Annotated in this window: 20 protein-coding genes; 1 reads left to right on the top strand and 19 read right to left on the bottom strand. The window is 45.7% G+C overall.

Annotated elements, in window-relative coordinates; genetic code table 11:
* Positions 1–7: 7 nt before the first annotated feature.
* From G9F50_RS05150 to G9F50_RS05115, 8 genes are all read right to left on the bottom strand, one after another.
* Positions 8–757, bottom strand: coding sequence for a polyketide synthase (locus tag G9F50_RS05150; RefSeq protein WP_003154094.1), 750 nt, complete (start codon positions 755–757; stop codon positions 8–10).
* Positions 758–766: 9 nt separating this feature from the next.
* Positions 767–1,540, bottom strand: coding sequence for an enoyl-CoA hydratase/isomerase (locus tag G9F50_RS05145; protein ID WP_015239888.1), 774 nt, complete (start codon positions 1,538–1,540; stop codon positions 767–769).
* Positions 1,537–2,799, bottom strand: a complete 1,263-nt coding sequence (locus G9F50_RS05140; RefSeq protein ID WP_060561670.1) for a hydroxymethylglutaryl-CoA synthase family protein — start codon at positions 2,797–2,799, stop codon at positions 1,537–1,539. The genes G9F50_RS05145 and G9F50_RS05140 overlap by 4 nt, the downstream gene beginning before the upstream one ends.
* Before the next feature lie 51 nt (positions 2,800–2,850).
* The gene (locus G9F50_RS05135; protein ID WP_007409841.1) at positions 2,851–3,099 is read right to left on the bottom strand and encodes an acyl carrier protein; all 249 of its coding nucleotides are present in this window, start codon (positions 3,097–3,099) and stop codon (positions 2,851–2,853) included.
* Positions 3,100–3,164: 65 nt separating this feature from the next.
* The gene (gene fabD / locus G9F50_RS05130) at positions 3,165–5,405 is read right to left on the bottom strand and encodes an ACP S-malonyltransferase (RefSeq protein WP_060561671.1); all 2,241 of its coding nucleotides are present in this window, start codon (positions 5,403–5,405) and stop codon (positions 3,165–3,167) included.
* 1 nt (position 5,406) lies between these two features.
* Positions 5,407–6,381 (bottom strand): acyltransferase domain-containing protein, encoded by a 975-nt coding sequence (locus G9F50_RS05125; protein ID WP_060561672.1) that lies wholly within the window; start codon positions 6,379–6,381, stop codon positions 5,407–5,409.
* Between the two features lie 136 nt (positions 6,382–6,517).
* The gene (gene fabD / locus G9F50_RS05120) at positions 6,518–7,387 is read right to left on the bottom strand and encodes an ACP S-malonyltransferase (protein ID WP_060561673.1); all 870 of its coding nucleotides are present in this window, start codon (positions 7,385–7,387) and stop codon (positions 6,518–6,520) included.
* A 314-nt stretch (positions 7,388–7,701) separates the two neighbouring features.
* Positions 7,702–8,379, bottom strand: a complete 678-nt coding sequence (locus G9F50_RS05115) for an MBL fold metallo-hydrolase (protein WP_003154103.1) — start codon at positions 8,377–8,379, stop codon at positions 7,702–7,704.
* A gap of 954 nt (positions 8,380–9,333) precedes the next feature.
* Here G9F50_RS05115 and G9F50_RS05110 point away from each other — a divergent pair.
* A complete protein-coding gene (locus G9F50_RS05110; protein ID WP_060561674.1) occupies positions 9,334–9,543 on the top strand; it encodes a hypothetical protein in 210 nt (69 codons plus the stop codon).
* A 397-nt stretch (positions 9,544–9,940) separates the two neighbouring features.
* Here G9F50_RS05110 and mutL read toward each other — a convergent pair whose 3' ends face one another.
* From mutL to G9F50_RS05055, 11 genes are all read right to left on the bottom strand, one after another.
* Positions 9,941–11,815, bottom strand: coding sequence for a DNA mismatch repair endonuclease MutL (gene mutL, locus G9F50_RS05105; RefSeq protein ID WP_060561675.1), 1,875 nt, complete (start codon positions 11,813–11,815; stop codon positions 9,941–9,943).
* Between the two features lie 15 nt (positions 11,816–11,830).
* Positions 11,831–14,416 (bottom strand): DNA mismatch repair protein MutS, encoded by a 2,586-nt coding sequence (mutS, locus tag G9F50_RS05100; protein ID WP_007409829.1) that lies wholly within the window; start codon positions 14,414–14,416, stop codon positions 11,831–11,833.
* A 118-nt stretch (positions 14,417–14,534) separates the two neighbouring features.
* The gene (gene cotE / locus G9F50_RS05095) at positions 14,535–15,080 is read right to left on the bottom strand and encodes an outer spore coat protein CotE (RefSeq protein WP_003154111.1); all 546 of its coding nucleotides are present in this window, start codon (positions 15,078–15,080) and stop codon (positions 14,535–14,537) included.
* A 252-nt stretch (positions 15,081–15,332) separates the two neighbouring features.
* Positions 15,333–15,764 carry a regulatory iron-sulfur-containing complex subunit RicA gene (gene ricA, locus G9F50_RS05090; protein ID WP_003154113.1) on the bottom strand — a complete coding sequence of 144 codons (432 nt, stop codon included), beginning with the start codon at positions 15,762–15,764 and terminating at the stop codon, positions 15,333–15,335.
* 2 nt (positions 15,765–15,766) lie between these two features.
* Entirely contained in the window at positions 15,767–17,296 is a 1,530-nt protein-coding gene (miaB, locus tag G9F50_RS05085; protein ID WP_012117585.1) for a tRNA (N6-isopentenyl adenosine(37)-C2)-methylthiotransferase MiaB, read from the bottom strand.
* 143 nt (positions 17,297–17,439) lie between these two features.
* A complete protein-coding gene (locus G9F50_RS05080; protein ID WP_029325912.1) occupies positions 17,440–18,618 on the bottom strand; it encodes a glycine C-acetyltransferase in 1,179 nt (392 codons plus the stop codon).
* Between the two features lie 12 nt (positions 18,619–18,630).
* Positions 18,631–19,677 carry an L-threonine 3-dehydrogenase gene (gene tdh / locus G9F50_RS05075; RefSeq protein ID WP_060561676.1) on the bottom strand — a complete coding sequence of 349 codons (1,047 nt, stop codon included), beginning with the start codon at positions 19,675–19,677 and terminating at the stop codon, positions 18,631–18,633.
* 257 nt (positions 19,678–19,934) lie between these two features.
* The gene (spoVS, locus tag G9F50_RS05070) at positions 19,935–20,195 is read right to left on the bottom strand and encodes a stage V sporulation protein SpoVS (RefSeq protein ID WP_003154135.1); all 261 of its coding nucleotides are present in this window, start codon (positions 20,193–20,195) and stop codon (positions 19,935–19,937) included.
* Positions 20,196–20,394: 199 nt separating this feature from the next.
* The gene (locus tag G9F50_RS05065; RefSeq protein ID WP_003154137.1) at positions 20,395–21,189 is read right to left on the bottom strand and encodes a TIGR00282 family metallophosphoesterase; all 795 of its coding nucleotides are present in this window, start codon (positions 21,187–21,189) and stop codon (positions 20,395–20,397) included.
* Between the two features lie 60 nt (positions 21,190–21,249).
* Positions 21,250–22,809: a ribonuclease Y gene (gene rny, locus G9F50_RS05060; protein WP_003154140.1), complete on the bottom strand. Its 1,560-nt coding sequence runs from the start codon at positions 22,807–22,809 to the stop codon at positions 21,250–21,252.
* Between the two features lie 292 nt (positions 22,810–23,101).
* A complete protein-coding gene (locus G9F50_RS05055) occupies positions 23,102–24,283 on the bottom strand; it encodes a serine hydrolase domain-containing protein (protein WP_007409824.1) in 1,182 nt (393 codons plus the stop codon).
* Positions 24,284–24,432: the final 149 nt, after the last annotated feature.

Here is a 24,432-nt window from a genome sequence, read left to right as displayed (position 1 = left end):
GTATGTCTTATACTCCGTACATCGTCGTGATTCGTTTTTTCACTTCATCATCATGAAACGTCTCATCGTGCATGATTAACTCCTTCTCAATGACGGCCGGAAGCTGCTCGCGAAACGGCGTCACCAAGTGCCTTTTCAATGTAATTAAAGAGTTTCTCGGTTTTTCCGCAAGCTCACGGGCCAATTCCTGCGCATAGTCTAGTACTTCCTGCCGAGGAAGCACCGGAAAAGGCACCCCTCTTTTCTCCAGGTCACCGCCGCGGTAGTGGCCGCCGTTTAACAGCATTTCATGGCCGAGGCTTGCCCCAAGCTTCTCCGGAACGATAAAGGTAGCGCCCATTCCGGGGGTGAAACCGTATTTCATAAAGTTTGCGGTATACACGCTTTCTTTGCTTAAAATGACAAAATCACTGAAAAGCCCCATGACAAACCCGCCTCCGATTCCGTGGCCCTGCATGGCGGAAATGACGGGAATATCACATTCCAGCGCCAAAGAGTACATGCGGTCTTCCGTAAACTTCGTGATGCCCTGCTGAATCCTGAGCAGGCCTTCCTGTGTGCCTCCGGAAGCAAAGTAATGGCCGTATCCTGTTAAAATCACAGCTTTATAGACTGACGATTTTTTTATACGGGTGAATGCTTCCATCAATCCATCCGTCAGTTCTTTGGAGAAGGCGTTTTTATGGGCTTTATCCTGCATTGTCACTTGGATAATATCCGGTTCAATTTCGAGCAGTTCAACTGCGGCGTTCGGCATGATATCCTCCTAACTGTTCTCCGTTTCCCAAGGAAGCCGCCCCGTTTCTGCATAACGGAAGATGGCTGATTGGTTATCCGGATCTGAAAACATCGCTTGATTTTCGGCTAGAGCAATGGATTTCGAACGATGAACAAGGTCGTTTAAGGAATCCATGTATTGTTTATAGCGGATGACTGCTTTTTTCGACAGAGGGCGAAGACGCAGCAAATGCTTTCTCAGCTCTGTTGCTGAGTCCGGGACGCATACGTCACAAAGTCCCCATTCAAGCGCCTGGCGTGCCGGCACGGGCTTTGTCATAATCGTCATATAATGCGCCTTTTGAAATCCGATTCTTTGAATTAAAAACGGCAGAACGCAGGCCGGATAAAGTCCGAATAACAGTTCAGATAAACTGAACGAAGCATTCTCCTCTGCAATGACGATATCGCACGCGGCGGCAAAACCGACACCTCCCGCATTTACTTGTCCGCGGACGCGAGCGATTGTGATGTACGGCCCGGATTTTAATGCCAGCCACAAACGGTAAAGCGGCTCCTGCGATTCCGCATGCTGCATTCCCTGCCTCATTTTCCGGTACATCTCATCAAAATCCGCCCCGAAACAAAATACCTCCGGCTGCCCTTCAAGCACTACGGAGGTCACGGAGTCTTCACATTCAGAAAGAATATGCAGGCATTCCTCCACTAAACGCTCATTAATCGTATTGTTGGCTTCAGGCCGATCAAAGGTGATGAAGCAGACATTTTGCTGAAAACGGACGTTTATCGTTTCATAGGTCACGATATCCACCTGTATTTCCGATGAAATTCCGTGATTTCTTCCAAATATAAACGAGGGCTCCCGGCACGATGGTCTAAAATGTTCGGAATCATATTCATATCCAATTTGACATTCCGGGTTCCGAACTTCACCAGACCGCTGCCTTTAAACAGTTCTTCATACTCTTCCATGGACAGCCTGTATCTGTTGTTCAGATGCTCTTCTATTTTGAAAGAATGCTGCCGCGCTTGCCCTTCAGGCGTCACAACGCCGCTGTAAAATTCTGAACAGCATCCGGAGCCGTAGGAGAAACAGCCGATCCGCTTAGAAGTGTCGAATCCCCCTTGGTCAATCGTGCTTGCAAGAGCCAGTAAAGAGGCTGCTCCCATAATATTTCCGACTCTTTGGCAATAGCGGAGCCCCGGCTCTACTCTGGTTTGAAAATCCTGTTCGATTTCAGCGTTTTTCGCTTTTGCAAGCTTGCGCATCATCGTCCGGTGGGCCCCTTTGACCATGCCGCCAAACGGTGTATGGAAGGCAAGATAGTGAAACGTCTCTTTGTAGTCAGCGCCCGGCACACGGTTTTTGTACTCGCGAAATGTCTGTTCACAGCAATCGAGGTAAGACATCAATGACAAATCGGCGTCACCGGCTTCACTGTCCGGGATCGGACGGCATGTATCCATCACCTCATAGCCGTAGTAGCCGTTAGCGCCCGCATCCGCCTGAAATACAATTGGATTTTCACCGATCAATAAGGCGACGGCACCCGCTCCGGCGCTCGGTTCTGCGTAAGACCAATCCTCGCTTAACGCATCGCCGCCTTCGGCAATTAAAAACCGGGAAATATCCGTCGCGACGACAAGCGCCTTCGCTCCGGGGGATGTCTGCGACAAAATAAAGTTAAGCGCCATCTGCAAACCCGCCGTTCCTGAATAACAGGCTTGTTTCAGTTCAAATAAACGGCAGTTCCGGTTGAGGCCTAAGTAATCATGAATATATGTACTGAGTGATTTTCCGAAGTCAATGCCGGACTCCGAGCAGGTAATCAGCAGCTCGATTCTGTCTTTTTCAGCCTCTGTCAATCGGTCGATAATCGGCTTTGCCGCGTTAACGCCGAATGTAACAGGGTCTTCGTACGGAAGCGCCACCGCTTTTTCTTTCATCAGTAAATTCTCAAATCTGGCAGGGTCTAAGTTTCTGTACTCCGCCAGCTGCATGACATCAAGGTATGCTGTCCCGCCAAACACATTTATCGCTTCTATTCCGGCAGCCGCCATGAACTTCGCCTCCAATATGAATTTTGAGTTTCCGATTATTTCACCGTTTTATCAGACAGCCTGTACCTTTTCATAAAGCTTTGCCGCCAATTCGCCGATGTTTGACACTCCCGTCAGCTCAACACGCGGGATCTGCAGTGATAATTCTTCAAGCATCATCGTGATAATTTCGGCGCGGTCCACTGAATCCGCCCCCAGATCAACTAACCGGTCTTCCTGTGAAAGCTGTTCGCCTTCTAAATCAGGTAAAACCTCGTAGATTGTGTTCTGCAGCAATTCAAAGATTCTTTCTTTACTCATTGTCAGTTCCTCCCTGTTTCATCTTTTATGAATATTCCATGTTTTCAATCTATCATTTCGTCTTGTCAACACGTTTGTAAAAATGAACCTAACTTCTGATTCAAAAGCGAGGCCGTCTCTTCCATAAGCCGCAGGCCGATACCATCGGCATGGCGGTTTTTCCAGGACTCCAGCTCCGTACCTTTCACCCATTGATTAAAGGCGCCTAATGCCGGGCCGCAATGAATCTGGAAGTCTACCTTGGCATCCGGGTCTCCTTTAATCGCCGAAGCAGAACTTTGCCTGAAATACCATTTGAATATGAGCGCCATTTTCTGTTTCGGATTCCGTTCGGCTTTTGAAATGTCTTCATTCGAATAATGAGCCTTCACTTTGTCATAAATACTGCTTACACTTGCCTTAAAATACTTCTCTTCTATTTGTCTGAGTGTCTTTTCATCAATTTCTTCAATTGAGCGGTGACGCTGATACAGTTCATGCAGCTTAGAGGCGCGGGTCGGAAAGAACAGCCCTTTCTTTAATACCTGCACCTTGCTGCCTGATTCAAACATATCGCCGGCCGGCGCGTAGGCCGTGTCCTGTACATTCATCTGCTGCAGGAGGTCCTTTACGAGGCTGCTCGTCGCTGCCTCAACGGTGCATTGGTTAATAGATCCGGTCACAATAAAATCAGCGCCGAGCATAAATGCGGCCATGGCAGCCTCTGGCGTTCCGATTCCCCCTGCGGCTCCGACGCGGACGGTTTTGCCGTATCGGTATTTTTTCATCATGTCATCTCGTAAACGGATGATCGCCGGCATGAGACTGTAAGCAACTCCGCCGTCAGTGTGGCCGCCTGAATCAGCCTCTACGCAGATGTCATGCGCAACGGGTATTTCTCTCATCAGACTTGCTTCTTCAGCGGTAATTTTGTTTTCGGCTGCAAGTTTCTGCAGAATGTGATCAGGCGCCGGGCTGAGAAACGCTTCCGCTACTTCCGGACGGGACAGCTTGGCGATAATCCGCTGACGCGCTATTATTTGTCCGCCGGCACCGCGTTTTAACCCCTTAGCGCGAAACCTTACTAAAGCGGGAGTAACCGTTAAAAACGCTGATGCTTCCAAGTTCTGAATCCCATGCTTCAGTAAAAGATCAATCATTTTTTCTTCTGAATCTGTATGCTTCATGTTATGTACAACATTTATGCCGAAGGAACCGCCGTCACGAAGCTCATGCTGAATTGACAAAATGGCGTCCTCAACGTGCGCGATGTTCAAACCGCCCGTTCCGAAAAAGCCCATCATTCCTTTTTCAGCCAGTTTGACAACCATTTCCTTCGAAGAAATTCCGCGGTACATGCCGCCGGCCAAGTAGGCGTATTTCAATTGATAATCGCGCTTAAACTCTTCATTTCCTAAAGACGCCGCCGTAATTGAGCTTTTTCCAGCCTCAGCCGGGACTTTGATTTCATCTGTTATCGGCTCCGCTTCAGCCGTAATTCTTTGAATCAGCCCCGTCAGCACTTTTCCGGGACCGATTTCCTCAAAGCTCATGTTCTTTCTTCCCATTAAGAAACGGATGCTGTCTGTCCAGTTCACCGATCCCGTTATTTGTCCGGTGAGTGTCTCTTTCAGCTCTCTCTGCTCATAGGGTCTTGCCGTCACATTTGAAATGACCGGGATGGACAGCGGCTTAAAATGGAAAGATTCAATAAACCGTGAAAACTCTTCCTTCGCCTCCAGCATGTATCTGGAATGAAAGGCGCCGCTGACATTTAAGCGGTGAACCATTTTTACGCCGTTTACAGCTTCAAAAACGGATGCTGCTTTTTCAATATCTTCTTTATATCCGGAAATGACAATTTGCTGCGGTGTGTTCATGTTGGCGATATCAATCATATCCAAGTGATTTTCTCTTAAAACATCCGTCACCTGCTCATGAGTCAGGCCGATCACCGCTGCCATGCCGCCTCCTTTTGCGCGGCTCATCAGTTCGCCCCTTTTTTTGACCAACTGTAAGCCTTCTTCAAAATCAAAGGCGCCCGAAGCGTATAACGCGTTATATTCGCCCAAACTGTGTCCGGCGGTAAAATCCGGTTTCAAGCCGGTTTCTTCTGTTTTTTTCAAATAACTGAGGGCATTGACGACATAGAGCGCCGGCTGAGTGAATTGAGTCTGATTGAGACGTTCTCCGTCCCGGCACAGCTCCTGAATGGAATATCCGAGAATGTGATCGGCCTTTGCGGTTAATTCAGGATAGCGGCCGAACAGGTCCTCTCCCATCCCTATTCTTTGCGAGCCTTGGCCTGGAAAAACAAAGCTGATCATCTTACAGTCTCCTTCCGGGCGGTGATAAAATGCTGTCTTCTATTTGCTGCAAATGTGTTTGTTCTTTATGAAACGGCGTCATAATGGCACGGATGCGTTCAGCCGATCCTGCAGGAAGAATCTGTTTGGCAAATGCGGCCAATGTTCCGGAAGGCCCGGCATCAATATACAATCCTTTTTGGCGGCTGTCTGCGAATTGAAGTGCTTCGCGGAATCGAATCGGCTTTCTTACGATATCCCAGAAAAAGTCCGCTTGTATATCGGTCTCAGCCCCTCCGGTCGCACTGGAGATGTACGGTATAAACGGAGTCCGGATTGATTTCTGAGCTAAAAAACGCTTGTACGGCTGTTCCGCCTGATCAACCAGCGCTGAGTGAAACCCGTAAGATACCGGCAATAGCTGATGAGGAATCTGCTTTTCTCTCAGATCGTCCATGATCTTTTTGATATGTTCCCGCTCTCCCGAGATGACAAAGTGAGAATGATAGTTTACAGATGCCAATTCACTATGTTCGCCGAGCAGCGGATCATCTTGATATAAAGCCGGATCACCCAGTATCGCAAGCATGCTGCCGTTACGGCAAGTTTCCGTAACGATTCGGGCCTGTTCCAGCACGCAATCTAAAGCATCCTCGGCGCTCAGCACGCCCGACACAGCGGCCGCTGCATACTCTCCGAGGCTTGCTCCGATCACATAATCGGGACGTATGCCTCTTTGCTCCAAAGCATATGCAAGTGCGTACTCAGCCATGAAAATGGCAGGATGGCTGAAAAGAAGGCGGTCAAATGGATCAGACAGACGATTGCCTGTATGATACATCTCTTTTAGGACAGAGTAACCGAAACGGCTGACTGCAAAATCGTCCAAGTCAAGCATTTTCTGCCGAAAAGCGGCGTTATGTGCAAACAGCTCTTTCCCCATTTGATAGTATTGGGAACCCTGTCCAGAAAACATGAAAACAATTGGCTGGTTCATTTGTTCTCCTTTTCGCTCTTTATTTTTTCAAAATATTGATTTGTAAGTTTTTCGTGATGTCGTGTGCAGGTGAAGTGGTCGTGATGTTGTATGGCTGGCACTATTGTGTGAGATAAGAATTTTGACTTGCATTCCGCTACGTGGCGGGTGAAGCTTCAGTTTCTTTTTTGATGCGGTGAATAAGTCCTGTCAGCACATGGCCCGGGCCGACTTCTTCAAATTCCATCCGCCCTTTGTCCAGCAGATAGCGGATGCTGTCGTTCCATCGCACTGAATGGTCGATCTGATCGGCCAGAACGGAGTGGATTCCGTCTTGCTCATAAGGTCTGGCATGAACATTAGAAATGACAGGAATTGATATAGCAGAAAAATGAAATGACTGTAAAAATTTTTCGAACTCTTGTTTTGCTTCACTCATATATCTCGAGTGAAAAGCGCCGCTTACGTTTAACGGATGAAACATCGTAACGTCTTTTAATCCTTCGAATACGCTTTTGGCTCTTTCAATGTCTTCTTTGCGTCCGGATATGACAACTTGGTGAGGAGAATTCATATTAGCAATATCAATCGTATGTAATCCGTGCGTTTGAAGGGCGTCTGACACTTGAGCTGCAGTTAACCCCATAACAGCGGCCATTTTTCCGTCAGTGGCCATACTCATTAATTCGCCTCTTTTACGGACAAGCTGCAGGCCGGTAATAAAATCAAAAGCACCTGCTGCAAACAGCGCATTATATTCTCCCAAACTGTGGCCAGCCACATAATCCGGCTTTATGTCATTGTCTTGGATTTTTTTCAAATAGCTTAACGCGTTTACAACATATAAAGCAGGCTGGGTGAACTGCGTCTTGTGAAGGTTCGAATACGGATTCTCAAGACAAAGCCGTTTCATGGAATATCCGAGTGTTTCATCAGCCTGCTCCGTTAAGTCTTTAAATTCATCAAACAATGAGCTCCCCATTCCCTGCTTTTGAGAACCTTGTCCGGGGAATAAGTATGTGATCATTTTCTCAGCCATCCTTTCTCGGATTCAGATAAGAAGCATGTTCAAGTTGATAGTAACTTCACAAAAATACCATGTCAAGTTAATTTATCCTATGCGAACTCCTGAATAATGCCTATTTTTCCCTGTCGAAAGGCGGACTCAGGGCTTTCGGAACAGGCGTAAGCAGAATGTCCCATCCGGCCTGCCCGGCGTTCTCTTCCGCAAACTCCCGTTACTCAGCCATTCATCACCAGAAATCTAGTAATAACTACCATTCCATTTCAGAACTTCTTTGCCTTAAAAGAAAAGCTAGTTAGAAAGAACTAAATTACACATTACTTAAAATGAAACAGCCCTTTTTGGTTTTTTCTGTTGCGGAAATTCACAAAATGTTCTTTTTTTTCAATCTGAAAGTAAATATTGTTTTTCAAAAGACTCTCCATTTTTTGACCCGGCTTCTCCCCGAAGGAGTGCCCCGGATACACACGCACATGCGGCGGAATGGAGGCTTTGATCCTCTGTATACTGTGAAACATATCTTCAGCTGAGCTGCCCCTATCCTCACATATACCGCACCCTTCTGTAAACACGGTGTCACCGGTAAAAAGATGATCAGATAGCAAATAGCACATTCCCCCGGCCGTATGTCCCGGGGTCAGTATACTTCTGATGATAAACCCTCCGGCCGCAAAGGTTTGGCCGTCTTCAAGCGCTATTAAGTTTCTGCACCGGAATTGATAGAAATCGATTTCCGCCGACGACATGTATATATCAGAATGATAGATTTGCTGAAGCGGCTCCGCCAAATTTACATGGTCATAATGCGAATGTGTTAATAAAATAGCGGATAAATCAACATCCAATTCATGCAGTTTATCGGTTATTTTATCGATTTCCCAGGACGGATCCACCGCTATCGCAGATTTTTTTGAGCGGTCTGCGATAATATAACAATAGTTGGACCACATCTGGTGATAAGTTTTGATTTGATGCACTTCATATGTATGATCCATTGTCACCATTCCCATTTAAAAGATCCGGGCAGACTGCTGCCGCCGCCCAGCCGACTGTAACCACTTTACCAGATGACACCACGTTTTTCCATGGATTTTCCGGTAAAGTTAAAAAAACTTTCTGCTCCCGCCAAAAGCACCAGTCTGGACCTTTTTTACAGATTGCTATGCTGATATATAAGGAAATCAGAATATTAATTTAGATGAATTCTTTAGGGAATTTTATTCAGAAAATGAAGGATGAATATGGGTTTCGGATAAAAAGAAAACAAATTGAGCTTTTGTTTTGAAAAGCAATGCCGAAGGGGATAATCAGTTTTTAGAAATGACCCGCAATCAAGATTATTATTTCAATCCTTTTCTTCAAGATAAACTAAACCATACGGGCTCTCGAAATATATCAGAATACCTTAGTTCTTACACCGAATTCAACGTTATGTTGACATTAACATAATTGAACTTAGAAAAGTACGGCGTAATTTACACTCTTTTCAAATCAGCCCTAGCTGCAACAATTCACGAAAGCGTCGCGCAGCTTTTTACTGTGCAAAAACAAAACTAACATAAAATCATTAAGTGTAAAAAGTAAATATTAATCATTAGACAAATAGACTATGTTATATGGGTCGGAGTTTACTGCTCAAGGTAAATTGACCTGGGATGCAAAAGCACTAAGAGCAGATTGGGATGCAATACCTGCTAAAGTTAAAGCTGCTATGGGTGGAATCGGCGTTTTGAAATAATTCTTAATACGATCGACAATTTTACTGGTGCAGTTGAAGATGCGTGCTATGCGGGTGCTCTAAAAGAACTGGCAACCCAACAGCCGCTTGGCGGATTACTAAAACTCTTAGGCTTTTCATTTAAACGGGGCTATTGTTGGTGTTTAACAAATTTATCCTGTGTTAAGCTTTAAAGTGATTATTTTCTAACGTGTTAAGATCGGAGGTAACTATGGAAGATAAAAGTAACGCTGAACCGAGCCCAAAAGCTATAAGAATTCTAACTTACATCATTCCTATAGTTTTAATAGGACTTATCCTTGTTCTTAAGAATATTAATACCGCAACAGCAGAAATTTCATTTTATATCGTTGCTGTCGGTGTGGTTCTCTTAGTGGTTTTCAGTTTGATCAAAAATAGAAAAAACCGCAGGAAGAACTAAAAGGGGGGCTAATTACTAGTCCCCCTTGACTAACTTGCGGATAGTATAACCAGCCAAATTCCAATTTTATTTAAATTCTTCACAAATAACATGAGATTTTTCAGGAACCGTTTTCTCCAATTATTTCACTATTAATGCAGTCAATGGACGATATAGACGGTTACACCAATCACAGGATACTACATCGCCAACCCCAAATACTCTCCAAAAACAATTTTTATATGACAGAAAAGCAGCTGGATGTTAAACAAATCATTTTCATGATTGACGGCATACCGATGCAACAATTATGCCAGAAATTAAAAAACTCAAAAGTTATCTCTGAAAGGCTGGGTCATTCAAACTAGTAAGGCTGCTTGTGGGCAAATAACGGTTTAGTCTCACATAAACGTTGTGATTACATCACACGCTTAAACATCTTCTCCATCTCATACGTACTGTGGTGGATAATGATCGGCCGGCCGTGCGGGCATGTGAACGGGTCTGTCGTTCGGCGCAGGTCGTCCAAGAGCGCTTTGATTTCGTCGTTTCGCAAATGGCGGTTCGCTTTGATTGAGCCTTTGCAGCTCATCATAATGGCCGCTTCCTCCCGCAGTTTTTTAATATCGATCTGTTTGGCGTCAAGCACCTGCTGAATGATTTCTTCAATCAGTTCAGCTTCTTCCCCTTTTGGAAACCAGGCCGGATGGCAGCGGACGATGTAGCTGTTCGTGCCGAATGCTTCTAAAAATACTCCGACGCTTTCAAGCTCATGCTGATGCTGGTCAATAATCAGCGCTTCATTTGCCGCGTAATGAAAGGTGAGCGGCACGATCATATCCTGCACTTCAGGCTCGACCTGCCCGACTTTCTCTCGGAAATATTCGTATTTAATCCGTTCTTGGGCCGCATGCTGGTCAATGATATACAAGCCGTTTTCGTTTTGGGCTAAAATATATGTCCCGTGCATTTGGCCGATCGGATACATCACTGGAACTCTTTCTTCCCGTATTTCTTCAGCGACAGCTTCCGGTTCCGGAGTATCGGAAACAGGCGCTTCCGGTTCCGGCATGCCGATCTTCGGCGGCACATCGTGATCCGCTTCATTCAGGAGGATCTCTTCTTCTATTATTACCGGCTCAGGCTCTTTTACGACCGAACTCAGCTTCATTGGTGAGTAAGACGGCTCCGACGTTTTTTCAGGAAGTTTCCGCTCAGGCGCGCTTTCCTCGAATGTCATAAATTGCTGTTCGTTTTTGGCCGGCGCCGGCGCTGATTTTTTCGGGAGCTGGGCGCTCGGAATAAGCCGCTGCTTTTGAAACACTTCCTTTATCCCGTCACGGATCAGCTCATGCAGCTCCGTCTCTTTGCTGAGGCGGACTTCAAGCTTCGAAGGATGGACATTGACATCGACCAAAATCGGGTCCATCGTAATTTCGATAAACGTAATCGGATGGCGGCCGATCGGCAGAAGTGTGTGATAGCCCTCATGCACCGCTTTTACAAGCGGGAAATTCTTAATGTATCTTCCGTTAATGACAGATGACATGTAGTTTCTGGATGCACGCGTGATTTCCGGAAGCGCAATGTAGCCCTTGACTTCAAAATCAAGCGAGCTGACATGGAGCGGTATCATTTTTTTCGCAACCGCCGTCCCGTAAATTGCGGCCAGCACATGGCGCACGTCCCCGTTACCGTTTGTCTGCAGCAGATTTTTCCCCTGATGGCGGAGACGGATCGATACTTCCGGATGCGCGAGAGCGATCCGGTTGACAACATCCGTAATATTGCCGAGCTCCGTATGCACGGTTTTCATATATTTCAATCTGGCGGGTGTATTGAAAAACAGGTTGGTAACGATAATCTCCGTTCCTTTTCTGCTGGAGGATTTCTGTTCAGAAATGATATTCCCGCCCTGAAGAATGAGATGGGTTCCCGCTCCCTCGCCGATGCTCGTTTTGATTTCCAGATGAGAAACAGACGCGATACTTGGCAAAGCTTCTCCGCGGAAACCGAGTGTTCTCACCCGGAACAGGTCGTTTTCATCTTTGATTTTACTGGTCGCGTGGCGGCGGAAAGCCCGCTTGCAATCATCGGTTTCCATCCCTTCGCCGTTATCGAGCACCCGAATCGCCGAAAGCCCCGCTTCCTCTATGTCGATTTCAATGACTGTGCTGTTTGCGTCGATGGCGTTTTCCACCAATTCTTTAACGACTGAGGCAGGCCGTTCGACCACCTCGCCGGCCGCTATTTTATTTGAAAGTTCATCTGACAGCTGGATGACTTTTGCCAAGTCCGTCACCTCTTTCTATTTTAATTTTTTTTGCAGCTTGTACATTTCATTCATCGCCTCAAGCGGCGTCATATCGAGAATATTGATTGACTTAAAAGCTTCAAGCACTTGTTTTTCTTTATTAGAAACAGCCGGTGCCTTCTGTTCTTTTTCACCGTCAGCAAAAAAGGACAGCTGTGCCGGTTCTTCTCTGACGGCGGACTTTTTCTCAGATACCGCCGGAAGCTCCGGTTTATCTCCCGTCTGCTCAAGCTGTTTCAAAATCTCCTGCGCGCGGCTGATCAGATCGTCCGGGAGCTCGGCAAGCTGGGCGACATGAATGCCGTAACTTTTATCTGCGGCTCCTTCTTTGATTTGATGGAGAAACACGACCGTTCCGTTATATTCCTCTGCGCGCACATGAACGTTTTTCAGCTGAGGAAGCTTATCTTCAAGCACCGTCAGCTCATGATAATGCGTGCTGAACAGTGTTTTAGCGCCGATATGATCATGGACATACTCAATAATCGCCTGTGCCAGCGCCATTCCGTCGTACGTTGATGTCCCGCGGCCGATTTCATCAAACAGGATCAGGCTGTCTTTTGTGGCGTTCACAATCGCGTTTTTCGCTTCCAGCATTTCCACCATAAAGGTGCTTTGTCCGGAAATCAAATCATCCGCTGCCCCGATTCTCGTGAAGATTTGATCAAAAATCGGCAGAACCGCTTCTTTTGCGGGCACAAAACAGCCGATCTGAGCCATGATCGATAGAAGTGCGATCTGTCTCATATACGTGCTTTTACCTGACATATTCGGACCCGTAATCAGGAGCATTTCCCGCGAATCGCCCATCAGGCAGTTGTTCGGCACGTATTCTTGACTGTCCATCACCTTTTCAACGACGGGGTGTCTCCCTTCAATGACTTTTACTTCATTATCAGAAAAAACGGGCTTTGTGTAATGCCTGTTTTCACTGATCGTAGCAAAGCATTGCAGTGCGTCCAGCTCACTCATTTGTTTGGCAAGACGCTGCAAGCGCGGAATAAATTGTTTCACCTTTTCACGCAGTCCGGCAAAAAGCTCATATTCCAGCTCGCAGATGTTGTTTTCCGCTTCTAAAATAAGCGCTTCTTTTTCCTTCAATTCCGGCGTAATGTACCGTTCGGCGTTTGTGAGGGTCTGCTTCCGCTCATACCGTCCGTCCTCAAGCAGATGAAGGTTTGCTTTTGTGACTTCAATATAATAGCCGAACACTTTATTGAAACCGACCTTTAATGAACGGATGCCCGTATAAGCGCGTTCCTGCTGCTCCAGTCTGGCAATCCAGTCTTTACCGTTTTTGCTGGCGTCACGGTACTCATCGAGCTTCTGATGATAGCCGTCTTTAATTAAATTGCCTTCTTTTAACGATAACGGCGGGTTTTCATGAAGGGCTTCTTCTAACAGGTCAAGCAAATCTCCGCACGGATCAATCAGGCCGGCGCGTTCTTTTGCTTTTTTATGGTTAAGAGACCCTACAAGCTCTTTGATGCTCGGCACTTGTTTTAAAGATTCTTTCAGCTGGATTAAATCCCTTGCGTTGACGTTTCCGAATGCGACCCGGCCCGCCAGACGTTCTAAATCGTATACTTCCTTCAGGCGCTCGCGCAGATCTTCACGCTCAAACAGATGATTAATCAGCGTCTCGACCATTTCCTGGCGTTCTTCGATTTGGGATGCCCTGATCAGCGGGCGGTCAATCCATTGTTTGAGAAGCCGGCCGCCCATCGCTGTTTTCGTCTCGTCTAAAAGCCAAAGCAATGACCCTTTTTTGCTTTTCGAACGGATCGTTTCCGTCAGCTCAAGATTCCGTTTTGAATACAGGTCAATTTTCATCGCTTCTTCCAATTCATATACTTGAACCGGCTGCAGGTGATCCAGGCTCCGTTTTTGCGTTTTCTGCAAATACGTATATAAACGCATAAACGTCTCTGTCAGCTCTTCGCCCGGCAAGTGCTTTGCGATTTCAATGCGCTCTGTTATTTCCCCGTCTTCGATGGAAATCGTGGCGCCGCACCGTTCTTTCAGCTGAGCAGCTGTATGTTCGTTAAACTTGCTTGATACGACAATTTCCTTTGCGCCGACTGAGTAAATTTCTGACATGACATCTTCAATTCGCTCAATAAATACGGCCAGGTTTTCTCCAGTCGTTAAGTCCGATAAAGCGAGACCGTATCCGTCACGGAATTCGGAAACGGAAGCGATAAAGTTGTTTTCCGACTCGTGGATGCCTTTTCCATCCATCACGGTTCCCGGTGTGATCAGCTGGACGACTTCTCTTTTTACAACGCCTTTAGCCGCCTTCGGATCTTCCGTCTGCTCACAGATCGCCACTTTATAGCCCTTTTTAATCAGCTGTTCAATATAAGCCGCCGCGGAATGATACGGCACGCCGCACATCGGAATTTTATCAGCCGAACCTCCGTCTCTGCTTGTCAGTGTAATTTCAAGCTCTTGTGACGCTTTTTTTGCATCTTCAAAAAACATTTCATAAAAGTCACCAAGCCGAAAAAATAAAAAGGCATCTTGGTGCTCTGCCTTTATCTTCAAGTATTGCTGTATCATAGGCGTGTAACTAGCCATCATTTAATCCCTCACTATGTATCTTCTCTTATCCGAATCCCATTATAACATAAACAAAAGAGTGATATCTTTATATATAAAAAAGAGACTTGGGGTGTTAAACTCCCCTAGCCTCAACTTATTCTTCAGGATCTCCGACTAAAAATTCAGGGTTAATGTCCTCTAATTCTTCATCAAGATCGTCTTCCCAATCATCATCATCGTCTTCTTCCCAGTCAGGATTGACTTCGACGACGACTTTCGTTTCACCGACCACTTCTGCTAAAAATTCTCTCTCTGCCTGAACCACGATTTTATTTCCGTTAGGAGAAATGGTGACTTCAAGACAATTCGGCTGCTGCAACACTTTGGCAATGACTTCGTGTTCGTCATCTAAGTAATTTGTGTCTCTGTATCTGAGTTTAATCACATCGACATACTTTACTCTCTCGGTTACAACTTCCGTTTTTGTATTATCGGCGTAAGAGTACCAGACGTTTATATCATAATACCCTTCAATTTCTACAGTCTTCCCGATCTTTTCGGCATCGTACTTGTGGTTGATAATCCAGCCGCCCAATATACTTGACGGTTTTTCTCCAGGTGAGATCGTGTTGGTGCATTGGGTGAATTTTCTTCCTTTCGCAACTACCGCTTTCGTAATAATTTCCCTGTATTCAGACATTCCGGCAGGCCTCCTTGTTCTTCTTCGTGTTATCTTATGCTGGGCATTTGTCTCATGTGCATTTTTATAATAAAAATATAAAAATACAAAGTTTCTGTTTCATTGTATGCAGCCCTGCCCAGAAACTTTACTTTTAAGTATGATAAAACTTTCCAGTAAAATGGGACAAAACGGTGAGTCAATGAAAATTTAGTACATATTACAATTAGTTCTCAAATAACAAAAAAACACGGGCCGATGAAGGCCCCGTGTTTAAATAGAACAGCTGTTATTCGAATGTTTTACTTTTGAACCGGTTTCTCCCGTCAGCAGGTTGCCTCCGGTAGATGTAATGATTTCGTTTGTCACCTGATTTGAGATCGTATGTGCGACAAGCTGAAGAAGGTCATTGACCTCAATCTGGGAATCTCTGAATTCCTGAATGATCGGAATCCCTTCAAGTTCTTCCTGCAGGGCGTCAATTTTACTTTCCACTTGTTTCAGCGCTTCAAGCTTTTCGTAGTGCTTCAGGTTAACGGCTTGCTTTTGCAGGGTTTTAATCTGATTAATAATCGCAGAGACTTTTTCATTTTCGTTAATCTGCGCCTCGGCGCGTTTGAAAAAATCAACTTCTTCTGTTTCAGAAATCATTTTCGCAAGGTTCCTAGCCTGCTGTACAATGTCTTTCTTTGAGTAAAGCGTCATTATTATTTCACCTCGATTGCTTCTCCTGCCATCACACCGTCAAGCGACCATGTTTTCGCCTGTTCGATTTTGACGCGTACAATCTTGCCGATGGCGTCTTTCGGCCCTTTGAAGTTGACGAGCTTGCTTTTTTCCGTATAGCCGGCAAGAATGTCAGGGTTATTTTTGCTTTCTCCCTCAACTAATACTTCGACGGTCCTGCCTTCATATTCCTTCATTTTTTTGGCTGAAATTTCTTTCACCAAATCATTGAGGCGCTGAAGACGTTCTTTCTTGACCCTCATCGGAACATTGTCTTTCATCTTCGCTGCCGGCGTGCCTTCACGAGGAGAGTAAATAAACGTATATGCGCTGTCAAATTCCACTTCGCGATATAACGAAAGCGTTTCTTCAAATTGTTCATCGGTTTCATTCGGAAAACCGACAATAATATCAGTCGTCAGTGAAGCGTTCGGCATCGCCGCTTTAATTTTCCCGACAAGCTCCAGATAGCGTTCTCTGTCATATTTGCGCGCCATCATTTTTAACATCGCTGAGCTTCCTGATTGAACCGGAAGATGGATATGGTCAAGAAGGTTGCCGCCTTTGGCGAGCACTTCGATCAGATGATCATCAAAGTCACGCGGATGACTCGTCGTGAATCGGATTCTCGGAATATCAATTTTGCGCAGTTCGTCCATTAAATCACCGAGACCGTACGTCATATCCTCAAAATCTTTTCCGTACGCATTCACGTTTTGACCGAGCAGTGTGATTTCTTTATAGCCTTCGCTTGCAAGTCTTCTGACTTCCTGGATAATTTCCTCAGGACGGCGGCTTCGTTCTTTTCCGCGGGTATACGGTACGATGCAGTATGTGCAGAACTTGTCACAGCCGTACATAATGTTGACCCAGCCTTTAATTTTTCCGTTGCGGACTTTCGGAAGGTTTTCAATGACATCCCCTTCCTTCGACCACACTTCAATGACCATCTCTTTTGATAAATATGCCTCTGATAACAGTTCCGGCAGACGGTGAATGTTGTGCGTGCCGAAAATCATATCGACAAACGGGTGCTTCTTAAGGATGCGGTTTACGACTGATTCTTCCTGTGACATGCAGCCGCAGACGCCGAGAATCAAGTCCGGGTTATTTTTTTTGAGCGCCTTTAAATGGCCGAGCTCGCCGAACACTTTGTTTTCAGCATTTTCCCGGATAGCGCAAGTGTTTAATAAAATAACGTTCGCGTCATCAACCGAATTTGTCGCTTCATAACCGAGCGCCATAAAAATACCCGCCATGACTTCCGTATCATGCTCGTTCATTTGGCATCCGTACGTGCGGATATAAAATTTCCTGCCTTCACCGAGGCCTTTAAATTCTTCTGAGATTTTAAAATCGTTATGATATTGAACGGATTCTTTGCCCCGTTTTTTCGCATCTTTTAAAGAAGGCGGAATATATACGGCTTCAAAATACTTGCTGTAATCCTTTTCGGATGTTTTGTCCGCCGGATTCACTTGTCCGCTTTCCTGCTTTTGCTTTTCATTCATGTTCGAATGTCTCCTTTCAACCGAAACTTCCACCCTCAAGTATACTGGTTAAAAGCGTTTGGCACAACCGCCAGCCTATTATTGTACACCTTATTGAGAATAAGAATCAATAAGAAATAAAAAAGAGGGAATCATTTCCCCCCTTACACAAGCTGCAGCTCTTTTGCGGCTGAACGGATTACTTCCAGGGCCCGGTCAAGCTCCTCTTTTGTATGCTCCGCCGTAATAATGGTGCGGATTCTCGCTTTTCCTTGGGCGACCGTCGGATACACGATGCTTTGTGCAAAGACGCCGCGGGTCAATAAAAGGTCTGATAATGCCTGGGCTTTTTCTTCCTCCCCTATTAATATCGGCACGATCGGTGTTTCGCTTTTTGTGAGGGTCAGCCCCATTTGAACCAGTTTGTCTTTGAAATACGCCGTGTTCTCCCATAGCTTTTCCATATGCTCCGGCTCTTCCAGCAGGACGTCAATGGCTTCTATGCATGCGGCCGTTACCGCAGGCGGATGAGAAGTGCTGAATAAGAAAGGACGCCCTTTATGGCGCAGGTAATCGATCAGAACCTGCGACCCTGCGGCGTAACCGCCAAGCACTCCGATGGCTTTGCTTAATGTGCCCACCTGTATGTGGACTCTTCCGTCAAGCCCGAAGTGATTAACCGTTCCCCTTCCGTTTTTTCCGAGTACGCCGGAAGCATGCGCGTCGTCGACCATCACAAAGGCATCGTACGCCTCTGCAAGTTTGACGATGTCAGGCAAAGGAGCGATGTTGCCGTCCATTGAGAATACGCCGTCGGTGACGATCAGGCGCATGCGGTAATTCATTGATTTTTTCAGCACCCTTTCCAAATCGTCCATATCAACATGGCGGTACACCTTTTTATCTGCTTTCGTCAGCCTGATCCCGTCAATAATGGAAGCATGGTTCAGTTCGTCAGAGATCACGATATCCTCTTTTGTAAGAATGCTTGATAAGACGCCCTGATTCGTTGTGAACCCCGATTGAAAAACAAGTGCCGCTTCTGTTTTTTTAAAGTTTGCCAATTTTTTCTCCAGCTCATTGTGCATTGTGAATGTTCCGGCGATTGTCCGGACGGACCCCGTACCCGCTCCGAATTCTTCCGCGGCGCGTTTGGCCGCTTCGACAAGCCTTGGATGCGACGTCAAACCGAGATAATTGTTCGATGAAAGCTGTATCACGTTTTCCCCTTTGACTTCCACCGACGGACCCTGCTTCGTTTCAATTTGTTTCATTTGCTGCCACGTTTTATTTTCTTTCATTTTATCAAGCTCTGCTTTTAGAAATTCAAATTCTTTCATTATAGAACCCTCCCCTTATGGAATCAAAATGACTTTGCCGCACTGGCCCTTTCTCATCAGGTCAAACCCTTTTTCAAAGTCTTCAAGCGGAAACTGATGCGTGATCACCGGCGTCAGATCAACAAGGCCGGATTCAAGCAGGTGCGATACCTGCCGCCATGTTTCAAACATTTTTCTGCCTGTGATGCCTTGGACGGTAAGTCCTTTAAACACCACGTCATTTGTCAGGTCAACCGTCACCGGACGTTCCGGCAGACTCAGCATATGGAACCTTCCCCCGTTGGCCGCCATCTTTAATCCTTGTGCTATAGCTGCCGGGTGGCCTGACATTTCGCAGACAAGGTCGATCCCTTCTCCGCCTGTTAAGGTGTCGATCACCTCAAGCGGATCTTCCTTATCAGCTGAAATGGTGATCGTGGCTCCCAATTTCTTCGCAAGAGCCAGCCTATAATCATTTTTATCAATGGCCGCAATACGGGATGCACCGGCCGCTTTAGCCACTGCCACCGCCATCAGCCCGATCGGTCCGCAGCCGATAATTGCAGCGGAACCGCCCGCAAGCTGGCTGCTTTCCAGCACCGTATGCACCGCGTTGCCAAGCGGCTCTTGAACAGAAGCGACGGCTGGGTCCATATCAGCGGGATTTTTCCAAACATTTCGAGCCGGCACTTTGACATATTCAGCGAAGGAGCCGGCTGTATCTACGCCGAGGATCTTTGTATGGGTGCACACATGATGTTTTCCTGTTAAACAAGGGACACAAGTACCGCAGACGAAGTGGGTTTCAGCCGAAACGTAGTCACCTATTCTGACATTTGTGACGTGCTTGCCCGTTTCCGCTACGATACCGCTGAATTCATGTCCGAATACTTGAGGTGTTTTGATTCGTTTCTGAGCCCATTGATCCCAATTATAAATATGCACATCTGTACCGCATATAGATGCGGCCTGTACTTTAATGAGAACTTCATTCTCATTAATGGAAGGTATGGGAATTTCTTTCAGAGTTGCTCCGAAAGCGTTTTCATTTTTGACGATAGCTTTCATCTTTCCTCCCAACATGTACACTCCTCCTCGAAAAAACACTGTAATAACTGGATTGTAACATGATATAAAAAGGAGGTAAACACCAGTGTCCACTCCGAGAAAACAACTGCTTCCGTCCGGAAAAATGGGCGGGATTTTTTTTGAATATTATATGAATAAAGCCATTTATCATCTCTTCGTACTATCAATATAATATTGTGAGAAAATATGACAACAATAAAAACAACCCGCTCGCCTTACGCAAGCAGGTTGAGAATGTCATGTTTTTGTTTTTAACGGGGTTCGACGATTAACTTAATCGCCGTTCTTTCTTCTCCGTCAATCTGTATATCTGTAAAAGCCGGAATACAAATCAAATCTACGCCGCTTGGCGCGACAAAGCCTCTGGCAATCGCAACCGCTTTAACAGCCTGGTTTAAGGCACCCGCCCCAATTGCTTGAATTTCGGCGGCTCCGCGTTCCCTCAATACACCGGCAAGCGCGCCTGCTACTGAATTTGGACTTGATTTTGCTGAAACTTTTAAGATTTCCATTTCTGCTCCCCCTTAGTTTTACAATGGATAAGTGAGTGTTCATTAGAACAATCATTATTAGATGTTGCTATCCAAAAAGCCATCCCCACAATGCTTTTCAAAAATAGCGGGCTACCTTCCATTTCTACTATATTCACTAAGAAGTTGCTATATTCCTGCTTTTCCTTTTAATATTTTTATAAAATAAACACATGATCACCTATTCAAAGAACATATGGTCATCATTGATTAATATCCGTTCGATATTTACGGCCTTTTTCGTTTGATCGTCGATGTCAATGAGCACTCCGCTCAGCGTAGTTTTACCTTCCGCCACCGTAAACCGGACGGGAAGATTGGTTTTAAACCGCTTGATGACCGTTTCTCTGTCCATACCGAGAATCCCGTCGTACGGACCCGTCATGCCTACATCAGTAATATATGCCGTTCCTTTCGGCAAAATACGGTTATCTGCCGTTTGCACGTGTGTATGGGTGCCTACCACGGCAGAGGCTCTTCCGTCTGTGTACCAGCCGATCGCAATTTTTTCGCTTGTCGCTTCGGCGTGAAAATCAATAAAAATGTACGGCGTGCGCTTTTTCGCTTCTTCTATTAATTCATCCGCTTTAGCAAACGGATCATCAAGCGGTGGAAGAAACGTCCGCCCCTGTAAATTAATGACGGCAAGCTCTTTTCCGTTCGATTTAATATAGGTAATGCCTTTGCCCGGCGTACCTTCCGGGAAGTTCGCCGGCCGGACAAGATGCGGCACATCATCAATAAAGTCGAAGATCTCTCTTTTATCCCACGTATGGTTTCCCATTGTAATGGCATCTGCTCCCGCTTCCATCAGGCTGTGGTAGATCTTTTCTGTCAGTCCTTTTCCGTGTGCTGCATTTTCTCCGTTAATAATTGTAAAATGCGGTTTATGTTTCGCTTTCAGTTTCGGGACATATTCTTTTACCATGTCGCGGCCCGGGGAACCGACAACATCTCCGATAAATAAAATTCTCATACATTCCATTCCTTCCTTTTCAGGGACTCAAAAAAATAAAGTGATGCGCTAAGCATCACTTTATTTTGCATACTCTACGGCTCGAGTTTCTCTGATTACGGTCACTTTAATGTGGCCCGGATAATCAAGCTCGTCCTCAATTCGTTTACGGATATCACGTGCCAAACGATGGGCTTCTAAATCATTAATGGAGTCCGGCTTCACCATGATGCGAACTTCACGGCCGGCCTGAATCGCAAATGATTTTTCAACACCTTCGTAAGACTCGGAGATTTCTTCAAGCTTTTCAAGTCTGCGGATATAGTTTTCGAGCGTTTCACTTCTCGCGCCCGGTCTTGCGGCTGACAGTGCATCAGCGGCAGCGACCAGAACGGCGATAATGGAAGTCGGCTCTTCGTCTCCGTGGTGTGACGCAATACTGTTAATGACGACTGGATGCTCTTTATATTTGGTCGCAAGCTCCACTCCGATTTCCACGTGGCTTCCTTCCACTTCATGGTCAATTGCTTTTCCGATGTCATGCAGAAGACCGGCCCGCTTGGCAAGCTTTGCATCTTCTCCAAGCTCGGAAGCCATTAAACCTGCTAAAAACGCAACTTCCATAGAATGTTTCAGTACGTTCTGCCCGTAGCTTGTACGGAATTTCAACCGGCCGAGGATCTTGATCAGATCCGGGTGGAGTCCGTGAACGCCGACTTCAAACGTCGTCTGCTCACCCATTTCCCGGATATAGTCATCTACCTCACGGCGGGATTTTTCAACCATTTCTTCAATGCGCGCCGGGTGAATACGGCCATCCTGAACGAGTTTATCAAGAGCGATTCTTGCCGTCTCCCGTCTGATCGGATCAAATCCGGAAAGAATGACTGCTTCAGGTGTGTCATCAATAATCAGGTCAATACCTGTAAGCGTTTCAAGCGTACGAATGTTACGCCCTTCACGGCCGATGATACGTCCTTTCATCTCATCATTCGGAAGATTGACGACCGATACCGTCGTTTCGGCAACATGATCTGCTGCACAGCGCTGCAAAGCAAGCGACAGAATGTTTTTCGCCTTTTTATCTGCCTCTTCTTTCGCACGGTTTTCGGTTTCTTTTGTCATGATGGCGATGTCATGTGAAAGCTCATTTTCAACCCGGTCAAGAATGATTTGTTTCGCTTCATCCCGTGTCAGGCTCGAAATGCGTTCGAGTTCTGACTGCTGCATACGAATCATCTCATCCACTTTGCTTTCCATCTCTTCAATATGTTGTTGTCGTTCATTCAGAGAATGATCTTTCTTCTCCAACATCGCTTCCCGTTTATCAATTCCTTCATGTTTACGGTCAAGATTTTCTTCTTTTTGAAGTAAACGGTTTTCTTGTTTTTGAAGCTCATTTCGTCTTTCACGAACTTCCTGTTCAGCATCTATTCGAAGTGTATGGATTTCGTCCTTTGCTTCAAGCAGAGCTTCTTTTTTCAGTGCTTCAGCATCACGCTTTGCATCTTCAAGGATTTGCTCGGCAGCACCGCGTGCGCCCGCAATCTTTGCTTCGGCAATGGTTTTACGAACATAGTAGCCAACAACTAAACCGAGCAGAGTCAGCAAAATGGAGATGAGAACCGTCATTGGGGTCATACTTTCACCTCCTCTTGCTATGAACTTGGTTTTTGCTTAAATAAGTGCCGGCATGTACATTGTCTGATTTTCTCAACATACAGAACCTTCACAGGGAATGAGTCTCTCATGCCCTTGTCAAGTTTAAATGGTTTAACAATCATGTTAAAAAAACAAATGTTACAACTTCATTGTAATTGTGTCGGAAATACTTGTCAAGCTTGCCAGCTTAACGATTCGCCTTCAGCTCGGATCTTCGCCCATGTATATATCATACCATACCTAGATCCGCTTTTCGTGAATGACGGCTCTGTTAGTCCGGCTGGTTAAGCAATTGGTAAATTCTATTGTTTACCTGTCCTAATTTGGCGTTATTCTGAATGTTTGACAGTAATATGACATATTTGCTTGCCGAATGGCTGAAGCTGTTCAAAATGTTGTAACCGGGCATAACACCGTGATTGGAATAGCTTCCCGGATCAATGTAAAACCCCATGCCGTAAGCGGCACTGCTTCCTGCTGTAAACATTTTTGTGAAGCTTTCTTTTGAAAGGAGCGTGCCGTTTACGATCGCTTTATCAAATTTATAGAGATCTTCAGCGCTCATATACATATCGCCCGCCCCGTACAGCTGCGATAAGTCCAAAAGATGCGGCGTTACAAGACTGCCGCTCTCATCGACTTTGTAGCCGACGGCAGGATATTTGGCTTTGGCAAATGTTTTGTAAAATCCGGCATGCTTCATTCCGGCCGGTTTGAACACGTGTTCTTTTATATATTGTTCATAAGACTCCCCGCTGACCTGGGATACGATATAAGCAAGCACTGAATAGTTGGAATCCCTGTAATCCCAAACCCCGGGCTGCCGTTTAATTCCGCGGTATTCTATATCCTTGATTAAATCAATTGGAGAAATCGGTCCCTGTCCCTCAATATGCCCGTTTATGCCGGACGTATGATTGAGCAGGTTTTTCAATGTAATGCGCGTGCCGTTAGGAAAATTCGGCAAGTATGTACTGACGGGGTCACTCGTCTGCAGCAGCCCTTTTTCTTCAAGCTGCAGGACAGCCGTCGCGATTAACGCTTTTTGTGAAGAACCGATATAATATGATGTCTCCGGATTGTTTTTAATTTTTTGTTTTCGGTCCGCATAGCCAAAGCCTTTTTTCAGCACAACTTTTCCATCTTTTACGATCATTGCCGTGCCGCTGAACCCGATCTGTTGCAAGTAATTGCTGATCTGTTTATTGTGATCGATTGATTTAGGTGTTTTCTCTTTTTGCGTCTTTTCTTTTTTCTGTTGAGTCTGGTCTTTTGAAGTATCAGATTGAGCGGCGGGAGCGTTTTTAACGGATTCCTTCTCCCGGTGATGCGCCGTGACGGTCCAGATCATAATAAAAACAGTGACAAGCAGCAGAAAAAGAAACAGCCCTCCCGTTTTCATCAGCTTCTTCTTTCTTTTTTTATTTATTCTTGTGCGGCGGGGGCTCGTCATCTTTTTTCCTCCTCAGATATAATTTCAACTTTCGCCATGATGTTAGACGAGTGAAGAGTGAAAAAAGTTGTAACATTCCAGATAAAATTTTCCGAAACAGCCAGTGTTTTTTTGAAACACACAAAAAAAGAGCGGAAATTGCTTATTCC

The sequence above is a fragment of the Bacillus sp. EKM206B genome, from assembly GCF_011066015.1.
Classification (GTDB): domain Bacteria; phylum Bacillota; class Bacilli; order Bacillales; family Bacillaceae; genus Bacillus; species Bacillus velezensis.
The sequence above is the reverse complement of the archived record's forward strand: the minus strand, read 5'-3'. Positions and strand labels throughout refer to the sequence as shown.

Excerpts from the sequence above, each read along its gene's own strand:
- rny (WP_003154140.1), bottom strand. The coding sequence starts at position 22,809 with ATGACCCCAATGACGGTTCTCATCTCCATTTTGCTGACTCTGCTCGGT.
- G9F50_RS05135 (WP_007409841.1), bottom strand. The coding sequence starts at position 3,099 with ATGAGTAAAGAAAGAATCTTTGAATTGCTGCAGAACACAATCTACGAG.
- fabD (WP_060561671.1), bottom strand. The coding sequence starts at position 5,405 with ATGATCAGCTTTGTTTTTCCAGGCCAAGGCTCGCAAAGAATAGGGATG.
- cotE (WP_003154111.1), bottom strand. The coding sequence starts at position 15,080 with ATGTCTGAATACAGGGAAATTATTACGAAAGCGGTAGTTGCGAAAGGA.
- mutS (WP_007409829.1), bottom strand. The coding sequence starts at position 14,416 with ATGGCTAGTTACACGCCTATGATACAGCAATACTTGAAGATAAAGGCA.
- G9F50_RS05150 (WP_003154094.1), bottom strand. The coding sequence starts at position 757 with ATGCCGAACGCCGCAGTTGAACTGCTCGAAATTGAACCGGATATTATC.
- G9F50_RS05125 (WP_060561672.1), bottom strand. The coding sequence starts at position 6,381 with ATGAACCAGCCAATTGTTTTCATGTTTTCTGGACAGGGTTCCCAATAC.
- fabD (WP_060561673.1), bottom strand. The coding sequence starts at position 7,387 with ATGATCACATACTTATTCCCCGGACAAGGTTCTCAAAAGCAGGGAATG.
- miaB (WP_012117585.1), bottom strand. The coding sequence starts at position 17,296 with ATGAATGAAAAGCAAAAGCAGGAAAGCGGACAAGTGAATCCGGCGGAC.
- G9F50_RS05055 (WP_007409824.1), bottom strand. The coding sequence starts at position 24,283 with ATGACGAGCCCCCGCCGCACAAGAATAAATAAAAAAAGAAAGAAGAAG.
- ricA (WP_003154113.1), bottom strand. The coding sequence starts at position 15,764 with ATGACGCTTTACTCAAAGAAAGACATTGTACAGCAGGCTAGGAACCTT.
- spoVS (WP_003154135.1), bottom strand. The coding sequence starts at position 20,195 with ATGGAAATCTTAAAAGTTTCAGCAAAATCAAGTCCAAATTCAGTAGCA.
- G9F50_RS05140 (WP_060561670.1), bottom strand. The coding sequence starts at position 2,799 with ATGGCGGCTGCCGGAATAGAAGCGATAAATGTGTTTGGCGGGACAGCA.
- G9F50_RS05065 (WP_003154137.1), bottom strand. The coding sequence starts at position 21,189 with ATGAGAATTTTATTTATCGGAGATGTTGTCGGTTCCCCGGGCCGCGAC.
- tdh (WP_060561676.1), bottom strand. The coding sequence starts at position 19,677 with ATGTTGGGAGGAAAGATGAAAGCTATCGTCAAAAATGAAAACGCTTTC.
- G9F50_RS05115 (WP_003154103.1), bottom strand. The coding sequence starts at position 8,379 with ATGGATCATACATATGAAGTGCATCAAATCAAAACTTATCACCAGATG.
- G9F50_RS05110 (WP_060561674.1), top strand. The coding sequence starts at position 9,334 with ATGGAAGATAAAAGTAACGCTGAACCGAGCCCAAAAGCTATAAGAATT.